The 17026-nt window shown below is 66.8% G+C and carries 13 protein-coding genes; 7 read left to right on the forward strand and 6 right to left on the reverse strand.

Going from position 1 to position 17026, the window contains the following annotated elements; all coding sequences use genetic code 11:
- Positions 1-230 precede the first annotated feature (230 nt).
- Genes AC6CHP_RS04000 through AC6CHP_RS04020 form a run of 5 tightly spaced genes read left to right on the forward strand, consistent with a single transcriptional unit; the run spans position 231 to position 6127 of the window.
- Positions 231-941, forward strand: coding sequence for an NUDIX hydrolase (locus AC6CHP_RS04000; RefSeq protein WP_174178087.1), 711 nt, complete (start codon positions 231-233; stop codon positions 939-941).
- Positions 938-2242: a quinolinate synthase NadA gene (gene nadA, locus AC6CHP_RS04005; RefSeq protein ID WP_498228251.1), complete on the forward strand. Its 1305-nt coding sequence runs from the start codon at positions 938-940 to the stop codon at positions 2240-2242. Before AC6CHP_RS04000 ends, nadA begins: the two co-directional genes overlap by 4 nt.
- Positions 2243-2259: 17 nt before the next feature.
- A complete protein-coding gene (nadB, locus tag AC6CHP_RS04010) occupies positions 2260-4059 on the forward strand; it encodes an L-aspartate oxidase (RefSeq protein ID WP_498228252.1) in 1800 nt (599 codons plus the stop codon).
- Entirely contained in the window at positions 4052-4969 is a 918-nt protein-coding gene (nadC, locus tag AC6CHP_RS04015) for a carboxylating nicotinate-nucleotide diphosphorylase (protein ID WP_498228253.1), read from the forward strand. Before nadB ends, nadC begins: the two co-directional genes overlap by 8 nt.
- 3 nt (positions 4970-4972) lie before the next feature.
- Complete coding sequence (locus tag AC6CHP_RS04020) at positions 4973-6127, forward strand: cysteine desulfurase family protein (protein ID WP_188727952.1); 1155 nt, start codon at positions 4973-4975, stop codon at positions 6125-6127.
- 43 nt (positions 6128-6170) lie between these two features.
- Here the strand turns inward: AC6CHP_RS04020 and AC6CHP_RS04025 are convergent, their stop codons facing one another.
- Entirely contained in the window at positions 6171-6833 is a 663-nt protein-coding gene (locus AC6CHP_RS04025; RefSeq protein ID WP_104184871.1) for a DUF1684 domain-containing protein, read from the reverse strand.
- Between the two features lie 145 nt (positions 6834-6978).
- Between AC6CHP_RS04025 and AC6CHP_RS04030 the strand changes: the two genes are divergently transcribed.
- The gene (locus tag AC6CHP_RS04030) at positions 6979-7791 is read left to right on the forward strand and encodes a hypothetical protein (RefSeq protein ID WP_498228254.1); all 813 of its coding nucleotides are present in this window, start codon (positions 6979-6981) and stop codon (positions 7789-7791) included.
- Between the two features lie 72 nt (positions 7792-7863).
- The gene (locus AC6CHP_RS04035; protein WP_188727956.1) at positions 7864-8670 is read left to right on the forward strand and encodes a transglutaminase-like domain-containing protein; all 807 of its coding nucleotides are present in this window, start codon (positions 7864-7866) and stop codon (positions 8668-8670) included.
- Here the strand turns inward: AC6CHP_RS04035 and AC6CHP_RS04040 are convergent.
- The 5 genes from AC6CHP_RS04040 to AC6CHP_RS04060 form a co-directional block, all read right to left on the reverse strand.
- A complete protein-coding gene (locus AC6CHP_RS04040; protein ID WP_104184868.1) occupies positions 8667-9149 on the reverse strand; it encodes a MarR family winged helix-turn-helix transcriptional regulator in 483 nt (160 codons plus the stop codon). The genes AC6CHP_RS04035 and AC6CHP_RS04040 overlap by 4 nt on opposite strands.
- Positions 9149-10258, reverse strand: coding sequence for an LLM class flavin-dependent oxidoreductase (locus AC6CHP_RS04045; protein WP_188727958.1), 1110 nt, complete (start codon positions 10256-10258; stop codon positions 9149-9151). Before AC6CHP_RS04045 ends, AC6CHP_RS04040 begins: the two co-directional genes overlap by 1 nt.
- Before the next feature lie 137 nt (positions 10259-10395).
- Positions 10396-13626: an efflux RND transporter permease subunit gene (locus AC6CHP_RS04050; RefSeq protein ID WP_498228255.1), complete on the reverse strand. Its 3231-nt coding sequence runs from the start codon at positions 13624-13626 to the stop codon at positions 10396-10398.
- Positions 13627-13695: 69 nt separating this feature from the next.
- Positions 13696-15198 carry a malate:quinone oxidoreductase gene (locus AC6CHP_RS04055; RefSeq protein WP_377193254.1) on the reverse strand — a complete coding sequence of 501 codons (1503 nt, stop codon included), beginning with the start codon at positions 15196-15198 and terminating at the stop codon, positions 13696-13698.
- A gap of 79 nt (positions 15199-15277) precedes the next feature.
- Entirely contained in the window at positions 15278-16948 is a 1671-nt protein-coding gene (locus tag AC6CHP_RS04060; RefSeq protein WP_498228256.1) for an ABC transporter substrate-binding protein, read from the reverse strand.
- Positions 16949-17026 lie beyond the last annotated feature (78 nt).

Raw genomic sequence — 17026 nt, forward strand, 5'->3', positions numbered from 1 at the left:
ATGGTGGCTCCTTGTGGGACCACTTGAATTTACCGTCTACGTCCCGCCGGCGGTATTCGGCGCAGGGGAGTGCGCAGGGCGAGTGGTTGGTGGACAGCCGTAGCGGCCGGACAGAAACATTTGGCATTTTCCCAGCAGGTGCCCGTACAATTAGTTTTGGTCAAACTGACTATAACTAGACCGGGCGCCTTGCCGACGAAGCGCCCCTGCTGCCAGGAAGGCGGTGGAACATGTACTCCAGCTCTGCAAACGTGTCGGAGCGCCAGGCGGCACCCCCCTCCCTGGCCATCTCCACCGTCATCTTTGCCCTCCGGCCCAGCGAAAGCTCCGGCCGGCCCACGCTCTGGCTGCCTTTGGTCCGCCGGATCAGGGAGCCCTTCAAGGGGCTCTGGGCGCTCCCGGGCGGACCGCTCAGCCACGCGGAATCCCTCCAGGACGCCGCATCCCGGAACCTAAGGGAGACCACCGGGCTCGCCCCCAGCTACCTGGAACAGCTGTATGCATTTGGTGGGTTGCACCGCTCACCCACCCAGCGGGTGGTATCGATCGTGTACTGGGCCCTGGTCCAGCCGACCGAAGCCGCGCTCGCCGATGAGTCGGAAAACGTCCGATGGTTCCGGGCGGACCGGCTGGGGGAGCTGGCCTTCGACCACAACGCGATCGTGGATTACGCCCTCTGGAGGCTGCGCAACAAACTGGCCTACGGGTCCGTGGCCTACCACCTCCTGGGGGAGTACTTCACGCTGGCCCAGGTCCGCGAGGTCTATGAGGCCGTGCTGGACCGTGAGCTTGATCCGGCGAACTTCCGCAGGCAGCTGAAGTCCACCCCCGAAATAGAGGAAACCGGCGAGTACCTCCAGGGCGGCAAGCACCGCCCCCCACGCCTCTACCGCTTTACCGGCCGGCCCGGCCTTGACCCAGACAACAGGAGCACACTATGAGCAGCGTCAACACAGCAATCCAGCTGATCACGCGCGAGCAGGCGGAACAGGGCGCGACGGCGAAAGGCAGCACCTGCAGCCCCGCCCTGGCCAAGGGCCCGTGGGACTACGACCTCGCCGAGGCGCTCGCCGGAATCCCCGCCTATGGTCCCGGCGCCTCCAGCGCAGACGTTGCGCCGGCCGCCACCCCGCGCCAGGGCCAGCTGCCGGAGGAATACAAGCTCGCCAGCGACGCTGAGCTGGGCGAACGCATCCTCGCGGCAAAGGCTGCCCTCGGTGACCGTGCCGTCATCCTGGGGCACTTCTACCAGCGGGACGAAGTGATCCAGTACGCCGACTTCGTGGGCGACTCCTTCCAGCTGGCCAACGCCGCACTCACCAGGCCGGACGCGGAAGCGATCGTCTTCTGCGGCGTCCACTTCATGGCGGAAACCGCTGACATCCTTTCCGCGCCCGAACAGGCAGTCATCCTCCCCAACCTGGCGGCCGGCTGCTCCATGGCGGACATGGCCGACGCCGACTCCGTGGCCGAATGCTGGGAACAGCTTGAGGAGGTCTTCGGCACCGAGCCCGACGCCGAGGGCCGGGTACCGGTCCTCCCCGTCACCTACATGAACTCCTCCGCAGCCCTGAAGGCGTTTTGTGGTGAGCGCGGCGGCATCGTGTGCACGTCATCCAACGCCAGGACCGTCCTAGAGTGGGCGTTCCAGCGTGCCCAGCGCGTGCTGTTCTTCCCCGACCAGCACCTGGGCCGCAATACCGCCAAAGCCCTGGGCGTGCCGCTGGAGCAGATGCCCATGTGGAACCCGCGCAGGCAACTGGGCGGTAACAACGCGCAGGCCCTGCTCGATTCCCGGGTGATCCTGTGGCACGGATTCTGCTCGGTGCACAAGCGCTTCAACGTGGGGCAGATCGAGAATGCCAGGAAAGACTTTCCCGGCGTCCAGGTGATCGTCCACCCCGAGTGCCCGATGGAAGTCGTGGACGCCGCCGACTCTGCCGGTTCCACCGATTTCATCAAGAAGGCCATCGCGGCTGCCACGGAGCCAACCACCTTTGCGATCGGCACCGAGATCAACATGGTGAACCGGCTTGCAGCGGAGTACCCGCAGCACACCATCTTCTGCCTGGACCCCGTGATCTGCCCCTGCTCCACCATGTACCGCATCCACCCGGGGTACCTGGCCTGGGTGCTGGAGGAGCTGGTGGCCGGCCGGGTGGTCAACCGCATCACCGTGGCAGAGTCCGTCCAGGACCATGCCCGGACCGCCCTCGAGCGCATGCTCGCCGCCAGGCCGTAATGTCCAGCCAGGCCAGAGTGTCCAGCGAGGACAGAGTGTCCAGCGGGCCCGTGCTGCCGGCGGGCCGCCGGCTCGTCGTCGTGGGTAGCGGCATTGCCGGACTGTATGCGGCGCTGCTGGCTGCCGACGCCGGCGCGTCCGTGGTTCTCCTGACGAAAGGCGGACTGGACCACAGCAACACCTGGTACGCCCAGGGCGGGATCTCGGCCGTGCTGGATGAACCATCCCCGGGTGACACTGTTGCGGCCCACGTCACCGACACGCTCCAGGCCGGTGCCGGGCACTGCAACGCCGAGGCCGTCCGGCTGATGTGCACGGAGGCCCGGAGTGACATCGCCGGACTGCAGCGGTTCGGCGTGCGTTTCGACGTGGAGACGGACGGGGACCCGGCGCTGGGGCTGGAGGCCGCCCACTCCGCGCCGCGCATCCTCCACGCCGGCGGCGACGCCACGGGCGCGAAGGTGGCCGGCGCGCTCATCCAGGCTGTGCTTTCCCGGCAGGCGGCAGGTGTCCTGACGGTCATCACCGGCGCCCACGCCACCGCCCTCCTGCACGACGGCGGCACGGTCACCGGAGTGGAATTCCTGCAGGACGGGAAGAGGGCAGCACTGCACGGGGACGCCGTCCTGCTGGCAACGGGAGGTGCCGGCAGGCTGTTCGCCCAGACCACCAACCCGGCAGTCGCCACCGCCGACGGCCTGGCGCTCGCAGTCCGCGCCGGAGCCAGGACAGCCGACCTGGAGTTCTTCCAGTTCCACCCCACCTGCCTGGTCCGGCCAGCCGGTCCCGCCCCAGGCGAGCCGCTGCTGATCTCCGAAGCTGTCCGCGGTGAAGGGGCGGTCCTTGTTGACGGCAACGGGAAGCGCTTCATGCGGGCTTACCATCCGGACGCAGAGCTTGCCCCGCGCGACGTGGTCTCCCGCAGCATAGCCTTGCACCTGGCCAAGCTCGGCGACCCCAACGGCCACGTGTACCTGGACGCCCGCGTCATCGAGGCAGCCAGGGGAGCCGGGTTCCTGGCACGGCGGTTCCCGACCCTCACCGAAAAGACCCTCGCGGCCGGTATCGACTGGACCCGGGACCTGGTCCCCGTGGCCCCGGCAGCCCACTACTGGATGGGCGGGGTCCTCACCGACCTCCACGCCAGGACCAGGATGCCCGGACTGTACGCCGCCGGGGAAGTCGCATGCACGGGCGTCCAAGGGGCAAACCGGCTGGCCAGCAACTCCCTCCTCGAGGGACTCGTCTTCGGCCGCCGCGCTGTTGAAGACTTCCTCTCCTCCTGTGCCGTCTCTGGTTGGGTGTCGCCTGACGGAGCTCCTCCGCGTACTAGCTCGGCCGCGGGCGGCCTCCCTTTGACGTACGCTTCCGGAGCCCCATCAGGCGACGAGGGAAGCGCACCTTCGAAGGGGTTTCCAACTGGGACGCCAGCTGAGCCAGTTGCTCCGTTCGGGAGCTGGCCGTCCAACTTCGGTGGGGGGAGTGAGCCGTTCTCGCGGGATGCTCTTCGGCGCTTGATGACTGCCAAGGCCGGGGTGCTGCGGAATGGGGTGCTGTTGCGGGAGGCGACGGAAACCCTTGACCGGTGGGCCGCCGTCGTTCTCCCCGGAACAGTAACCGCCGGGCCGGGCCCGCGGGAGCATGAGGACCGCAACCTGCTGCTCGCTGCGCAGCTGCTCGTGGCTGCCGCCCGGGAGCGGACTGCCTCCCTGGGCGCCCATTACCGGAGCGACAGCCCTGCAGATGCCGCCGGCATCGCTGATGAACTCCAAGAACACTCCCGCCTGCGCCCGAAAGCGAGCCTTGTCCGTGACTGAAAACTCCGTAATCGCACCCGTGCCAGCCAGGGCCGTTGGCCTGGACCACGCCCTGCCGGCGGCTCCCGTCCGGGAGATCCTGGAGCGCGCCTTCGCCGAAGACGCCCCGGCGGGGGACATCACCTCCCAGCTGCTCATTCCCGCCGATGCCCGCGCCACGGCGGTCCTGAACGCCCGCGTGCCCGGCGTCTTCAGCGGTGCCACCGTCTTCCGGGACGCCATGCAGCTGGTGGACCCCGGCACCACGGTGGATCTGCTGCTGGCGGACGGGGAAAGGTTCGACGCCGGCACCCACCTTGCGCGGGTCAGCGGACGGGCACGCGCGGTCCTGCTCGCCGAGCGTGTGGCCCTCAACCTGGTCCAGCGCATGTCAGCGATCGCCACCAGGACCGCGGAGTTCGTCCAGCTGGCCGAAGGGACACAGGCCCGGATCACCGACACCCGGAAAACCACCCCCGGCCTCCGGATCCTGGAACGGTTCGCCGTGCGGTGCGGGGGAGGCGCCAACCACCGGTACAGCCTCTCCGACGCAGTGCTGGCGAAGGACAACCACCTGGCCGTGATGACCGGAGGGGACCCCGCCAGGCTGACGGAGCTGCTCCTGGCGGCCAAAGCCCAGCTGGGACACACCACCCACTTCGAAGTCGAGGTGGACCGCATGGACCAGATCGAACCCGTCCTGGCAGCAGGCGTGGACACCATCATGCTGGACAACTTCACACTGGAGGAGCTCCGCCAGGGCGTTTCGCTGGTGGCCGGACGGGCCCGCGTGGAAGCAAGCGGCAACGTCAACCTCAGCACGGTCGCGGGAATCGCCGCCACCGGCGTGGACGTCATCTCCGTCGGGGCGCTCACCCACACGGTGGCAGCCCTGGACCTTGGCCTGGACGTGGAACTGACAGCCGGGTAAGCCATGATTTTCCTTGATGCAGCCGCCACCACCCCGGTCCGCCGCGAGGTGCTGGAAGCCATGTGGCCATACCTGACCGGCGACTTCGGGAACCCCTCCAGCCACCACGCCCTGGGTGAATCAGCTGCCACGGCCCTCGCCGGTGCACGGGACTCAGTGGCGGCTGTCCTGGGCTGCCGGCCGGGAGAGGTGATCTTTACGTCCGGCGGGACTGAGGCGGACAACCTGGCCGTCAAGGGCATAGCCCTGGCGCGGCAGGCTGCCGGCCCGCAGCTTAACCGGGTGGTGATCAGCGCCGTCGAACATCCGGCAGTGGAGGAATCCGCACGGTACCTGGAACGCTTCCACGGATTCGCGGTGGACGTGGTCCCCGTGGACAGCACGGGGCTGGTGACGCCGGAAGCCCTCCGTGCGGTCCTGCGTCCGGAAACCGCGCTGGCCAGCATCATGTACGCCAACAATGAGGTGGGGACCGTACAGCCGGTGGCCGAGCTGGCTGCGGAGGCCCGGCATGCTGGGGTTCCCTTCCACACGGACGCGGTCCAGGCGGCGGGATGGCTGCCCCTGGACACCGGGACGCTGGGCATCGACGCCATGAGCATTTCGGGCCACAAGGTGGGGGCGCCCAAGGGCTGCGGCGTGCTCTTTGTCCGTGGCCGCACCAGGATCGAGCCGCTCATTCACGGCGGCGGCCAGGAACGGGGCCGCAGGTCCGGGACGGAAAACGTGGCAGGTGCCGTGGGCATGGCCACGGCGCTGACGCTTGCCCAGGCCCGCCAGGAGGAACAACGACGTCGTGTGGCGGCCCTGCGCGATGCCTTCATCAACGCAGTGCTCACCGGAGTGCCGGGCGCGGTCCTCACCGGGCATCCTTCCCGCCGGCTGCCGTCCGTGGCATCGTTCTGTTTCCCGGGAACCAGCGGCGAATCCGTGCTCCTGGAGCTGGAGCGGCAGGGCGTGGTGTGCTCCAGCGGATCAGCATGCGCAGCCGGGTCCGATGCCCCGTCGCCTGTCCTGACGGCGCTGGGCTATGAGGCTGAGGTTGCTCAGACAGCGGTCCGGTTCAGCTTCGATGCCGCGGTCACGGAGGAGGACCTCAACACCGCAGCGGGGGCAGTCCGCCACGCAGTGGAGAGCGTGCGGGCGCTCGGCGGCTAGCCATCCTCCACAAGGCTTTGGGGCTTGCTGCTGCCCTCAGCGGTCAGTACAGCTCGCCGACCGGGATTTCCACGGCCAGCCGGTTGGACGGACCCGGGAGGGGGCAGGCCCAGGCCTCGTTGTAGGCACAGGAGGGGTTGTAGGCGAAGTTGAAGTCCAGGACGAAGGCGGCGCCCGGACCCGTCCCACTGACCCCGTGGAACGCGCCCTTGATGGTGTCCAGCAGGTAGCGCCCGGCGCCGTAGGTTCCGCCGGGCTGCCCGGCGGTTGCGTCCCGGAACGGCACGAAGATGCCGCCGCCGTATCCCCGCAGCTTCCACACGGCGAGCTGCCCCATCTCGGGGAGGTCGAACGTGCCAAGGCGGACGAAGTTCACCACCCCGTCGGTTCCGGTTTCCACGCTCATCTCCCGCCCCGCACCCTCTTTGGTCAGCGGGACGTGGAAACGGTAGATGGGATCATAGTCAGCCGTCTTCAGGCCGGAGAAGCGCGCCTTGTCCGTTTCGGACAGCGCGGAGGCGGGGTGCGTGGCAAAAAGAAGGTCGCGCTGGTGCCGCCAGTAGGAATGCGCTTCTGCCGGGCTTTCCACGGACAGTTTGCGGACATTGTCGTACAAGGCAAAGGTCCGCAGCCGCCAGTCAGCAATGTCGACGGCGGAGATCCCCGCCACGTGATCTTCGGCTGCGCCGTGCTGGATGTCCGCCATAGCACCAGCCTAGTCCCCGGGGCCGGTGATGCCCCGCCGGCGGCGACACGCACCGCTGTTGCCCCGGCTCCGGCCGCCTCTGGCAGGCAGGAAACGCCGCCCTCGGTCAGGTCTTGCCGCTGCCCCGTCCCGTTAGGCTGGCTGCATGAGACGCATTGCATCGGCGGGGGTCCTGCCCGGGACCGCCGTGCTCCTGGCCGGCGCACTCCTTGCCGGCTGCTCCACCCCGTCAAACAGCGGGCCTGAGTGGACAGCGGAGCCCGGTGATTCCGGCGCCGCTGCCACCGCCACCGCTCCGCCGGAAGGGTCGGCATCGGCCGCGGCATCCCCAGGCGCCACGCCCGCCGCGTCCGGCTCCGCGACAGCCCAGCCTGCCGCCACAGCCTCCGCGTGGAAGACTTTCTCCGATCCGGCAAAAACCGTGATCTTCGAACTGCCGGAAACCTGGATAGCGCAATCGGTCCCACCTGAGGAGGGAACCCTGCCCGGTGCCTTGAAGATCGAGGTGAAAAAGCCGGACGGGACCTTCATGGCGGCGCTGCGGACGGGACTCCCGCCGTCGTCCGCCGACTGTCCCGAGGACGCCCGCCGGCCCTACACCGTGATCAGCAGCGTGCCTGTTGAACTGTCCGCCGCTGGCGGGGAGGGGACCATTCCGCCCAGGGTGGTGTTCCGGGCAATCCAGGGGTACCGGTTCTTCGGCTCCTACGGCATCACAAACGTGGTTGGCGGCCCCGACGGGCAGGCCTGCGAACTGCGCAATATAGTCCGTGGGCCCGCGGGCAAAGGTGACTACTCCTTCGGTGACCTGGTGTCCGTCAGGGCCTTTGCGCCCGATGAAAAAGTGGCGCCCGCCAAAGCATTCGACACCCTTGAGCAGGCCGCAAAGTACGCCGGCGAGAGTGCTGACTTCGCCAACGTCCAGCGGATGCTAATGTCTCTGGAGATCAAGAACTAGTCCCCGTTCCCTGCCCGCATCCCCGGCCGGGACAGGCGGCGGCTTCTTTCCTGCCGACACCCCCGGAGAATCATGGAACGCACTGTTTCCGCACGCCTGGTCTTCAAGACCACACCCAACACCAAAGTGGCCATGGCCATCGCCGCTGCCAGGAACCCCGGCTACTCGTCCTTCGAGGAAAACCTGTCCATAACGGCCGGCGGCGCGCAGGTTCCCGTGAGCGAGGTGCCGGACCACCACGGCGGCCGGCTCCACTACATGGAGTTCGCGGAACCGTCCGAGGTGGTCGTGGAGTACTCCGCCACGGTCGCCGGAAAGGCGCAGCCTGAGGAGGCGGAACTTGCTGACCGCATCCGCTACGTCCGGCCCAGCCGCTACGCGGAGTCGGACCGCCTTCTGCCCACCGCGTACGCGGAATTCGACGGAGCCACCGGCGGGGAGCTGCTGCACGCCGTGCGGAACTGGGTGAACGGCGAGCTGCGCTACATCAGCGGCTCCTCCCGCGGGACCGACGGCGCCGTGGAAACCCTCCTGAGCCGCCGCGGCGTCTGCCGGGACTTCGCCCACCTGGCCATTGCGCTGCTGAGGTCCAAGGACATTCCAGCACGCCTGGCCGCCGTGTACGCCCCCGGCCTGAGCCCCATGGATTTCCATGCCGTCGCAGAGGCCTACGTGGAAGGCGGATGGCACGTGATCGATCCCACGGGCCTGGCCCCGCGCGAGTCGATGCTGCGGATCACGGCCGGGCGGGACTCGGCCGACACCGCATTCCTGTCCACGGTGGGCGGAAGCCTGAGCCTGAGCCAGATGCAGGTCACCGCCGTGGTCAACGGCAGCCTGCCGGTGGAGGACCCCGCCAGGCTCGTGGCCCTGGGCTAGCGGGGGTCCTGCCGGGGCGGCCGCGGGCCCAGGGAACTCCGCAGCTTGGTGGTGAGCCGCATGAGTTCCTTCTGTTCCGCCTGTGTCAGGGCCGGGCCCATGAGTTCGGAGATGTCGCGCACATGCTCACGGCCAATCTCCTTCTGGAGTTCCCGTCCCTCGTCCGTCAGCTTCAGCAGGACACCACGGCCGTCCTCCGGCGCGGGCATCCTCGCGATGAGTCCCCGCTTCTCAAGCCGCTCCACCAGCCGGCTGAGGCTGGACTGGCTCAACAGGACGTTGTCGTTGAGTTCATTGAGCCGGAGCCAGCCGGATGGGCACCGGGACAGGGTGAACAGGACGTCGTACTCATTGACTGCCAGCTTCCGGAAGGCCGGGCCGGACTGCAGCTTCCGCATCACCGCAACCTGGGCCCGGAACAGCGACTCCCAGGTTTCTGCGGCGAGCCGCACCGGCGACTCCGCGCTCTTGCCTGCCATCACGCGTCCGCGGCGGACTTTTCCGCGTCCTGGGCGGCCAGCAGCGCGGCCACCCGGCCGGCGTGCGTGGGCGGCTCGGGAACGTGGGCCGGCTTGCGGGCCGCGTACTCCTTCCGCAGGACGGGGAGGACCTCCTCGCCGAACAGATCCAGCTGTTCCAGCACGGTTTTCAGCGGCAGGCCCGCGTGGTCGATCAGGAACAGCTGGCGCTGGTAGTCGCCGAAGTACTCCCGGAACGTCAGGGTCTTTTCAATAACTTCCTGCGGACTGCCCACCGTCAGCGGCGTCTGCGAGGTGAAGTCCTCGAGTGAGGGGCCGTGGCCGTAGACCGGCGCGTTGTCGAAGTACGGGCGGAATTCCTTGACGGCGTCCTGCGAGTTCTTCCGCATGAAGAACTGTCCGCCGAGGCCCACGATGGCCTGGTCTGCCTTGCCGTGGCCGTAGTGCTCGTAGCGTTCGCGGTACAGGCCGATCAGCTGCTGGTAGTGCTCCTTGGGCCAGAAGATGTTGTTGGCGAAGAAGCCGTCACCGAAGTAGGCCGCCACCTCGGCGATCTGGGGCGTGCGGATGGAGCCATGCCACACAAAGGGGGCGACGCCGTCCAGCGGTCGGGGCGTGGACGTGAAGTTCTGCAGCGGCGTCCGGAACTTGCCGGACCAGTTCACCGTGTCCTCGTCCCACAGTTTCCGCAGCAGGCTGTAGTTCTCGATGGCCAGCTCCACTCCGTCCTGGATGTTCTTGCCGAACCACGGGTACACCGGCGCGGTGTTGCCGCGGCCCAGGACCAGGTCAACACGGCCGTCGGCCAGGTGCTGGAGCATCGCGAAGTCCTCTGCGATCTTCACCGGGTCATTGGTGGTGATCAGCGTGGTGGCCGTGGACAGCGTGATGCGTTCAGTCTGGGCCGCGATGTACGCCAGGGTTGTGGTGGGGGAGGAGGAAAAGAAGGGGCGGTTGTGGTGCTCGCCGAGGGCGTAGACGTCCATCCCGATTTCCTCGACCTTTTTGGCAATGGCCACCGACGCCTTGATGCGTTCGTTCTCGGTGGGGGTCTGCCCCGTGGTGGGGTCTGTGGTGATGTCGCTGACGCTGAAAACACCGATCTGCATGATGTGCCTTTCCCTTCGTGGACTCTCCGGGCTTGGTCCCAGTATAGTCCAATTTAGATGCATTTGCATCTACCGCAGGGTACAACGCATCCCTTGGGAAAATATTCCGTGAAGCCCGTGCGGGCCCGGGCCGGTCTTTAGGCGGGGCCGCCCGGAGCGGCGCGGCGGCCGCTGGTCTTGGGAACCATGCCCGTCGTCCAGTCCCTGAACTCCTCATCAACGTCCGGGCCGGGCCCGAAGTCGTGGCGGGCCTGGAGATCCCGGAGCAGCGCCTTCTTTTCACGCCGGCCCTCCACCAGCCTGTACAGGACTGGCACCAGCACCAGGGTCAGGGCTGTCGAGGAGATCAGCCCACCGATGACGACGACCGCCAGCGGCTGCGAGATGAAGCCACCGCCGCCGGTGAGGCCCAAGGCCATGGGCGTCAGCGCGAACACGGTGGCGAGCGCGGTCATCAGGATGGGGCGCAGGCGCTGCCGTGCCCCGTGCGTGATCGCATCCGCCACGTTCATGCCCGGCCGGCCGTCCCGGGGCTGCCGGTACTGGTTGATGAGGTCGATCAGCACGATGGCGTTGGTGACCACGATCCCCACCAGCATGAGCATGCCGATCAGCGAAGGCAGTCCCAGGGGCACGCCTGTCACCAGGAGCAGTGCTACGGCTCCGGTGGCTGCAAACGGGACCGATACCAGCAGGATCAGCGGCTGGATGAGGGATTTGAAGGTGGCCACCATGATCACGTACACGATGGCGATGGCCGCCAGCAGGGCCAGCCCGAGCTGCTGGAAGGACTCCTGCTGCTGGGTGGTGGCACCGCCAATATCAGCGGTGACCCCTGGTGGCAGCTGGACATCCGCCAGCCGCTTCTGGACCTCCGCGTTGACCGCACCCAGGTTGGAGTCCGACGGCGTTACGGACACACGTGCCGTGCGCTGGCCGTTGCTGGCCGTGATGGACACCGGCACATCCACCTGTTCCACGGAAGCGATACTTCCCAGCGGCACCGGCCCGCCCGCCGCCGGAACGGGAATGCCACGGACGGCGTCGATGCTGGTGAACCTGGTGCCCTGGCCGATCTGGACAGGAAAGTCGTTGGTGTCGATCCGGACTTCTCCGGCCGGGATGGGGCTGATGGTGGACGCCAGGACCCCGGCCACCTGTTCCTCGTTGAGCCCGGCGGCTACCGTCTTGGCCCGGTCCACCCTGACCTGGACCACGGGCTGGCTGGCCGCGAGGTTGGTCGCCACCTCGCTGGTGCCCGGCACGCCGGTCATCGCCGCCACCATGGTGTCGCTGGCTTCCTGGAGGTCGGCAGAGCTGGCCGCCTTGAGGGTGATGTCCACGGTGGACGAGGTGCCGAAACCGCCCTGCTGCGTCCCTACCGAGATCTTGCCGGAATCGGGCACCCTGGCCAGTTCGCTGCGCACCGTCTCCTGCAGCTGTTCCTGGTCCGCCTTTTCATCCGTCACCACGGTGAACGTGGAGTTGGACGAGCCGGTGGAGGTCAGCGCGGCGAAACCTGCCTGGGCGTTGCCCGAGGTCACCTGGATGTCCTTGACGCCGTCGATGCCGCGAAGCACTTCCTCCAGCCGGATGGCTGCCGCGCTGGTGTCGGCGAGGGTGGTGCCGGCCGGCAGGACCTGGCGGACCGTGAGGCTGTTCTGCCCGGAATTGCCCAGGAGGTTGGTGGCCAGCAGCGGCGTCATGGCGGCGGTGGCACCGAGGACCAGGGCGGCGGCCACCAGCGTGATCACCGGATGCTTCTGGGTCTTGGTAAGGATTGGCAGGTAGCCGCGCTGAAGCCTGCTGCGCTGTTCAGCTTCCAATGCCTTGGCACGGGCCTCGTCCGCGCTCCGCCGGGCGGCTGCGGGAGCTGCCGCCCCCGCGCCTGCGGCACCGGTGTTCTTCAGGAACCAGTAGGCCAGTACCGGGACGATGGTCAGCGAGACCAGCAGCGAGGCCAGCAGCGCCATGGTGACAGTGAGGGCGAACGGCCTGAACAGCTCTCCCGCGAGCTCGCCAACAAAAGCGATGGGGAGGAAAACCGCCACGGTGGTGAGGGTGGAGGCGGTGATGGCCCCGGCCACCTCCCTGATGGCGGTCAGGATGGCAGAGACCTTGTCCTCGCCGTAGCTCAGGTGCCGCTTGATGTTCTCGATCACAACGATGGAGTCATCCACCACGCGGCCGATGGCGATGGTGAGCGCACCCAGCGTCAGGATGTTCAGGGAGTATCCGGTGGCGGACAGGCCGATGAAGGTGATCAGGAGCGAGAGCGGAATGGAGACCGCCGTGACCAGCGTGGAGCGGGTGGACATCAGGAACACCAGGATGACCGCAACGGCGAAGCCCAGGCCCAGCAGGCCCTCGGTGGTGAGGTCCTTGATGGACTTCTCAATGAAGGGTGCCTGGTCGAACACCGGAGTGAACCTGGCATTCGAACCCAGTTCCGCCTCAAGTTCGTCCAGCGAGTCACGCACGGCGTGCGAGATGCCCACCGTGTCGCCTTCGGGCTTCTTGGTCACGGACACGGCGAGGGTTTCCTCCCCGTTGGTGCGCGTGATGGATGTCCGTTCGTCATCCTTCAGCGACACGTCCGCCACGCTGCCGATGGTGGCTCCGTCTTTGGCTCCGCCCAGCGGCAGCGCCTCGATGGCCGTCAGGGAATCCACGGGGCTGCCGATCTGCAGCGAGAGCGTCTTGCCCTGCTCCTCGAGCGTGCCGGCCGGGATCAGAGAACCGTTGTTCTCCAGCGCGTCCCGGATGGAGGTGATGCTCGCACCCGCCGCGGCCATGGCGTCACCGCGCGGAAGGATCTCGATGTGCTGGGAGGCGCCGCCGGTCACGTCAGCGCCGCGGACGCCGTCGATCTTCTGCAGCCGGGGCACGCTCAGCCGCTGGAGGTCTGCGTTCAGCTCGCTGAGCGTCTTGTCCGAGGATACGGCCAGGAAAACGATGGGAAAGTCGCTGATACTGCCGGCAATTGCCTGCGGCTGGACATCCTCCGGCAGGGACCGCTTGGCGTTGGAGATGGCGCGGTCGATCTGGTTCCTCGCACGGTCCAGGTTCGAACCGTAGGTGAACACCATGGTGATCTGCGAGACGCCGTTGCGGGACGTGGAGGAGGTGGATTCCAGCCCCTCCACGCCGTTCAGCGCCGTCTCCAGCGGCCCGCTCACCTGCTTGTCCACCACCTCCGGGGAGGCGCCGGGCATGGCGGTCAGCACCGTGATCTGCGGGAACTCGATCGAGGGGATGAGTTCCTGCTTCAGCGACGACATGGTGATCACGCCGAAGACCGAGGCGAAGACTGTGATCAGTGCGATCAGGGCCCGGTTCGCAAGTGAAAGTTGTGCCAGCCGGAACATCGCATGATCTCCTGTGGGGTTGAGGGACTGATACGGACCCGAAGGTGCCGGCCGCCGGCCCCGGCAGGGTCAGTGGTTGGCGGAAACGCTCTCCAGCTGAAGTGATGCGGCCGTCGCCTTTTCCAGCTCGACAGCCAGGTCCGGGTTCTCGTCCAACTTGACCCCGTAGCCGGGCATCATGTCCTTGAGCTTGGGCTGCCAGCCCTTGAAGTTCCGGGGGAAGGTCCTCTTCAGCAACTCGATCATGATAGGTACCGCAGTGGATGCTCCGGGCGATGCGCCCAGGAGCGCGCCGATCGAACCGTCGCGGCCGGCGATCACTTCAGTGCCGAACTGCAGCACGCCGCCCTTCTGCGGATCTTTCTTGATGATCTGTACACGCTGGCCGGCGGTGATCAGTTCCCAGTCGCCGTCCTTGGCCTCCGGGTAGTACTCACGCAGGGCCTCCACCTTGTCGGCGTGCTTCTTGGCCACTTCCTTCACCAGGTAGGCGGTGAGGTCCATATTGTCCTTGGCCACTGCCAGCATGGGAATGATGTTGCTGGGCCTGATGGACAGCGGAAGGTCCAGGTATGAGCCGTTCTTCAGGAAGTTGGTGGAGAATCCGGCGTAGGGGCCGAACAGCAGCGACCGCTTGCCGCCAACGTACCGGGTATCGAGGTGCGGCACGGACATGGGGGGAGCGCCCACCGATGCCTGGCCGTAGACCTTGGCGCTGTGCTGCGCGGCAATGGTTTCGTCGGTGCAGCGGAAGAACTGCCCGGAGACCGGGAACCCGCCGTAGCCTTTGCTTTCCGGGATGCCCGAGGCCTGCAGCAGGTGCAGGGCGCCGCCGCCTGCGCCGACAAACACGAACTTGGCGTGGATCTTGCTGTGCTCACCGGACTTGGGGTACTTCAGCGAAAGGTTCCAGCCGCCGTCGGACGCCCTGGAGATGCCCGTCACGTCATGGCCGTAGTTGATTTCGACGCCGTTGTTCCCGAGGTAGGTGGTCAGCTCCCGCGTCAGTGCCCCGAAGTCGACGTCGGTGCCCTCGGCGGCGCGCGTGGCGGCAACGCGCTGCTTCGGGTCGCGCCCCTTCACGATCAGGGGCGCCCACTTGGCAATCTGGGCGTGGTCCTCGGAGTATTCCATGCTCCGGAACAGCGTGTGGGGCTTGAGGGCCTCGTAACGCGCGCGCAGGAACCGGGTGTGGTCCTCGCCGATCACGAAGCTCATATGCGGCACGGTGTTGATGAAGCCTTTGGGGGATCCGATCAGCTTCTGGTCCACCAGGTGGGACCAGAACTGGCGGGAAAGCTGGAACTGTTCGTTGATGAGCAGCGCCTTGGAGGGGTCCACTGAGCCGTCTTTGGCTGCAGGGGAGTAGTTGAGCTCGCAGAGGGCGGCGTGGCCGGTTCCGGCGTTGTTCCACGGATCGGAGCTTTCCAGCCCCGGCTGGTCCAGCCGTTCGAACAGGGAGATGGTCCAGTCCGGCTCAAGCTGCTTGAGGAATGCCCCCAGCGTGGCGCTCATGATGCCGCCGCCAATCAGGACGACGTCGGCATGTGGGGTCTTGGAAATGAAGGTCACGATCAGTCTCCGATTGCAGCGGCTCTGGCTGTCACAGAATATCCCCGGGCAGCGGACATACTGAAATTGGGCCGCTCCGTCAAGGCTTTAGTTGCACCTTCGTGAAAACTTCATTTAAGACCGGGGACGCCGGATAGCTCAGTACGCGGTCGGACAGGGCCAGGGCGGAGATGGGGAAGGCGACGGGGATGGCCGGTACGGTCGCTGCGATCTGGGCGTTGATGGTGTGATATTGCTCATCCCGTTCCTCGCCTTCCGGAAGCCCGCGCGCCCGGTTGATCTTCGAAAAGACCTGCGGGTCGTGGTAGCCGAACTCGCCGTTCCTTTCCCCGAAGAGGGGGCCCACGAAATTGTCGGCATCGGAGTAGGAGCCGTTCCAGCCGAGCAGATGGAGCGCGTGGTCGCCGGGGGACTGCACTTTCTGCAGGTAGCCGTCCGCCCAGTCCACCGGCACGGGACGGATGTTGAGCCCGACGGCGGTGAGCTGGCGGCTGATCTCGGCGTACACCTTTTCGGGTGTGGGCAGGTAGGGGCGGGTGACGTTCAGGGGATAGTAGAACTTGAGCTCCTCACCGGCGTACCCGCCCTCTTCGAGGTATTCCTTGGCCTTGGCGGGGTCATGGCCCAGGGCCGGGGCGTCGTTGTTGAAGCCGCTGATCTTGGGCGGGACGAACTGCGTGGCCTTGGCGGTGTTGTCAATGAAGAACCGGCGGATCAGCGTTTCCTTATCGATCGCCATTTCGATGGCCTGGCGGACCTTCAAATTCTTGAGCACGGGAATGTCCTGGTTGATCCCCACGTACATCACGGAGAACGGATCACGCTGGACGATCTGCTTTCCGCGCTTGACCAGCTGGTCGAAGTTGCCCACCGTCACGGCATCGTAGCCGTCGATCTTGCCGTCCAGCAGGGCCTGGAGCCTGGCTTGCGGGTGGTCGTAGGCCACGAAGTTGATGGTGGCAATCTGGCCGCGTTCCCCCCAATAGGAGGTACTGGTGGTTAGGGTGACACTGCCTTCGTCCCACGAGGCGAGCCTGAACGGCCCGGTTCCCACCGGATTGGTCCCGAAGAATGACACGGGCTGGCCGCCGCGGTTCTGGTCCAGGACGTCAGCCGTGCCCGCGGCGAGGGCTGCCGGTGAGGCGATGGCGAAGGCAGGCAGGGTGAGGGCCTGCAGGAAGGCGGTGAACCGCTGGGTGAGGTCTATCCGGACCGTGTCCGCGGATTCGGCCGTGCAGCTTTTGAAGATGGAGAGCTCCGGCTCATCCGAATGGGCCTTGAAGACTCCCTTGAAGGAGCTGCCGGGCGCCTGCCGCCTTATGTCGGGGGAGAACGCGAACCAGCGGTTGAAGTTGGTGCACACGGCGTCGGCGTTGAACGGGGTTCCGTCCTGGAACACAACGTCGGTCCGGAGCTTGAACGTGTAGGAGCGGCCTTCGTTGGATTCGGTCCATTCCGTGGCGAGCAGTGGTGTGGGTTGCCCGGTGATCTGGTCCACGCCCACGAGTCCTTCGAGGATCTGGCGGGTGATGCGCTGGGACTCAACGTCACTGGAAAGGGCTGGATCCAGGCCTAGCGGCTGGGCTGCGGTTCCGAAATTAAAGGTGGCGCCGGGCTCGGGAGCGGCAGTTGTGCTGGGGGAGCCGGAGGAGGGCGAGGGGGCCGGGACGGCGGTGCACGAGGTCATGCCCAGGGCGAGGAGAACAGCGCCGGTCTTGATGACCGTCCGCCGCGATGTACTGCTGGGCACTCGATTATCACCTCGGGATTTTGCCGGCTCCGCCGCGTGCGGGCCGGAGCCCAGTCTAATAGAAGCTCCTTGGAGGTA

It is taken from the genome of Pseudarthrobacter sp. GQ63, assembly GCF_059758765.1.

Coding starts and splice junctions, on each gene's coding strand:
- AC6CHP_RS04035 (WP_188727956.1), top strand. CDS start 7,864: ATGGAACGCACTGTTTCCGCACGCCTGGTCTTCAAGACCACACCCAAC.
- AC6CHP_RS04000 (WP_174178087.1), top strand. CDS start 231: ATGTACTCCAGCTCTGCAAACGTGTCGGAGCGCCAGGCGGCACCCCCC.
- AC6CHP_RS04040 (WP_104184868.1), bottom strand. CDS start 9,149: ATGGCAGGCAAGAGCGCGGAGTCGCCGGTGCGGCTCGCCGCAGAAACC.
- AC6CHP_RS04030 (WP_498228254.1), top strand. CDS start 6,979: ATGAGACGCATTGCATCGGCGGGGGTCCTGCCCGGGACCGCCGTGCTC.
- AC6CHP_RS04050 (WP_498228255.1), bottom strand. CDS start 13,626: ATGTTCCGGCTGGCACAACTTTCACTTGCGAACCGGGCCCTGATCGCA.
- AC6CHP_RS04045 (WP_188727958.1), bottom strand. CDS start 10,258: ATGCAGATCGGTGTTTTCAGCGTCAGCGACATCACCACAGACCCCACC.
- nadA (WP_498228251.1), top strand. CDS start 938: ATGAGCAGCGTCAACACAGCAATCCAGCTGATCACGCGCGAGCAGGCG.
- AC6CHP_RS04020 (WP_188727952.1), top strand. CDS start 4,973: ATGATTTTCCTTGATGCAGCCGCCACCACCCCGGTCCGCCGCGAGGTG.
- AC6CHP_RS04025 (WP_104184871.1), bottom strand. CDS start 6,833: ATGGCGGACATCCAGCACGGCGCAGCCGAAGATCACGTGGCGGGGATC.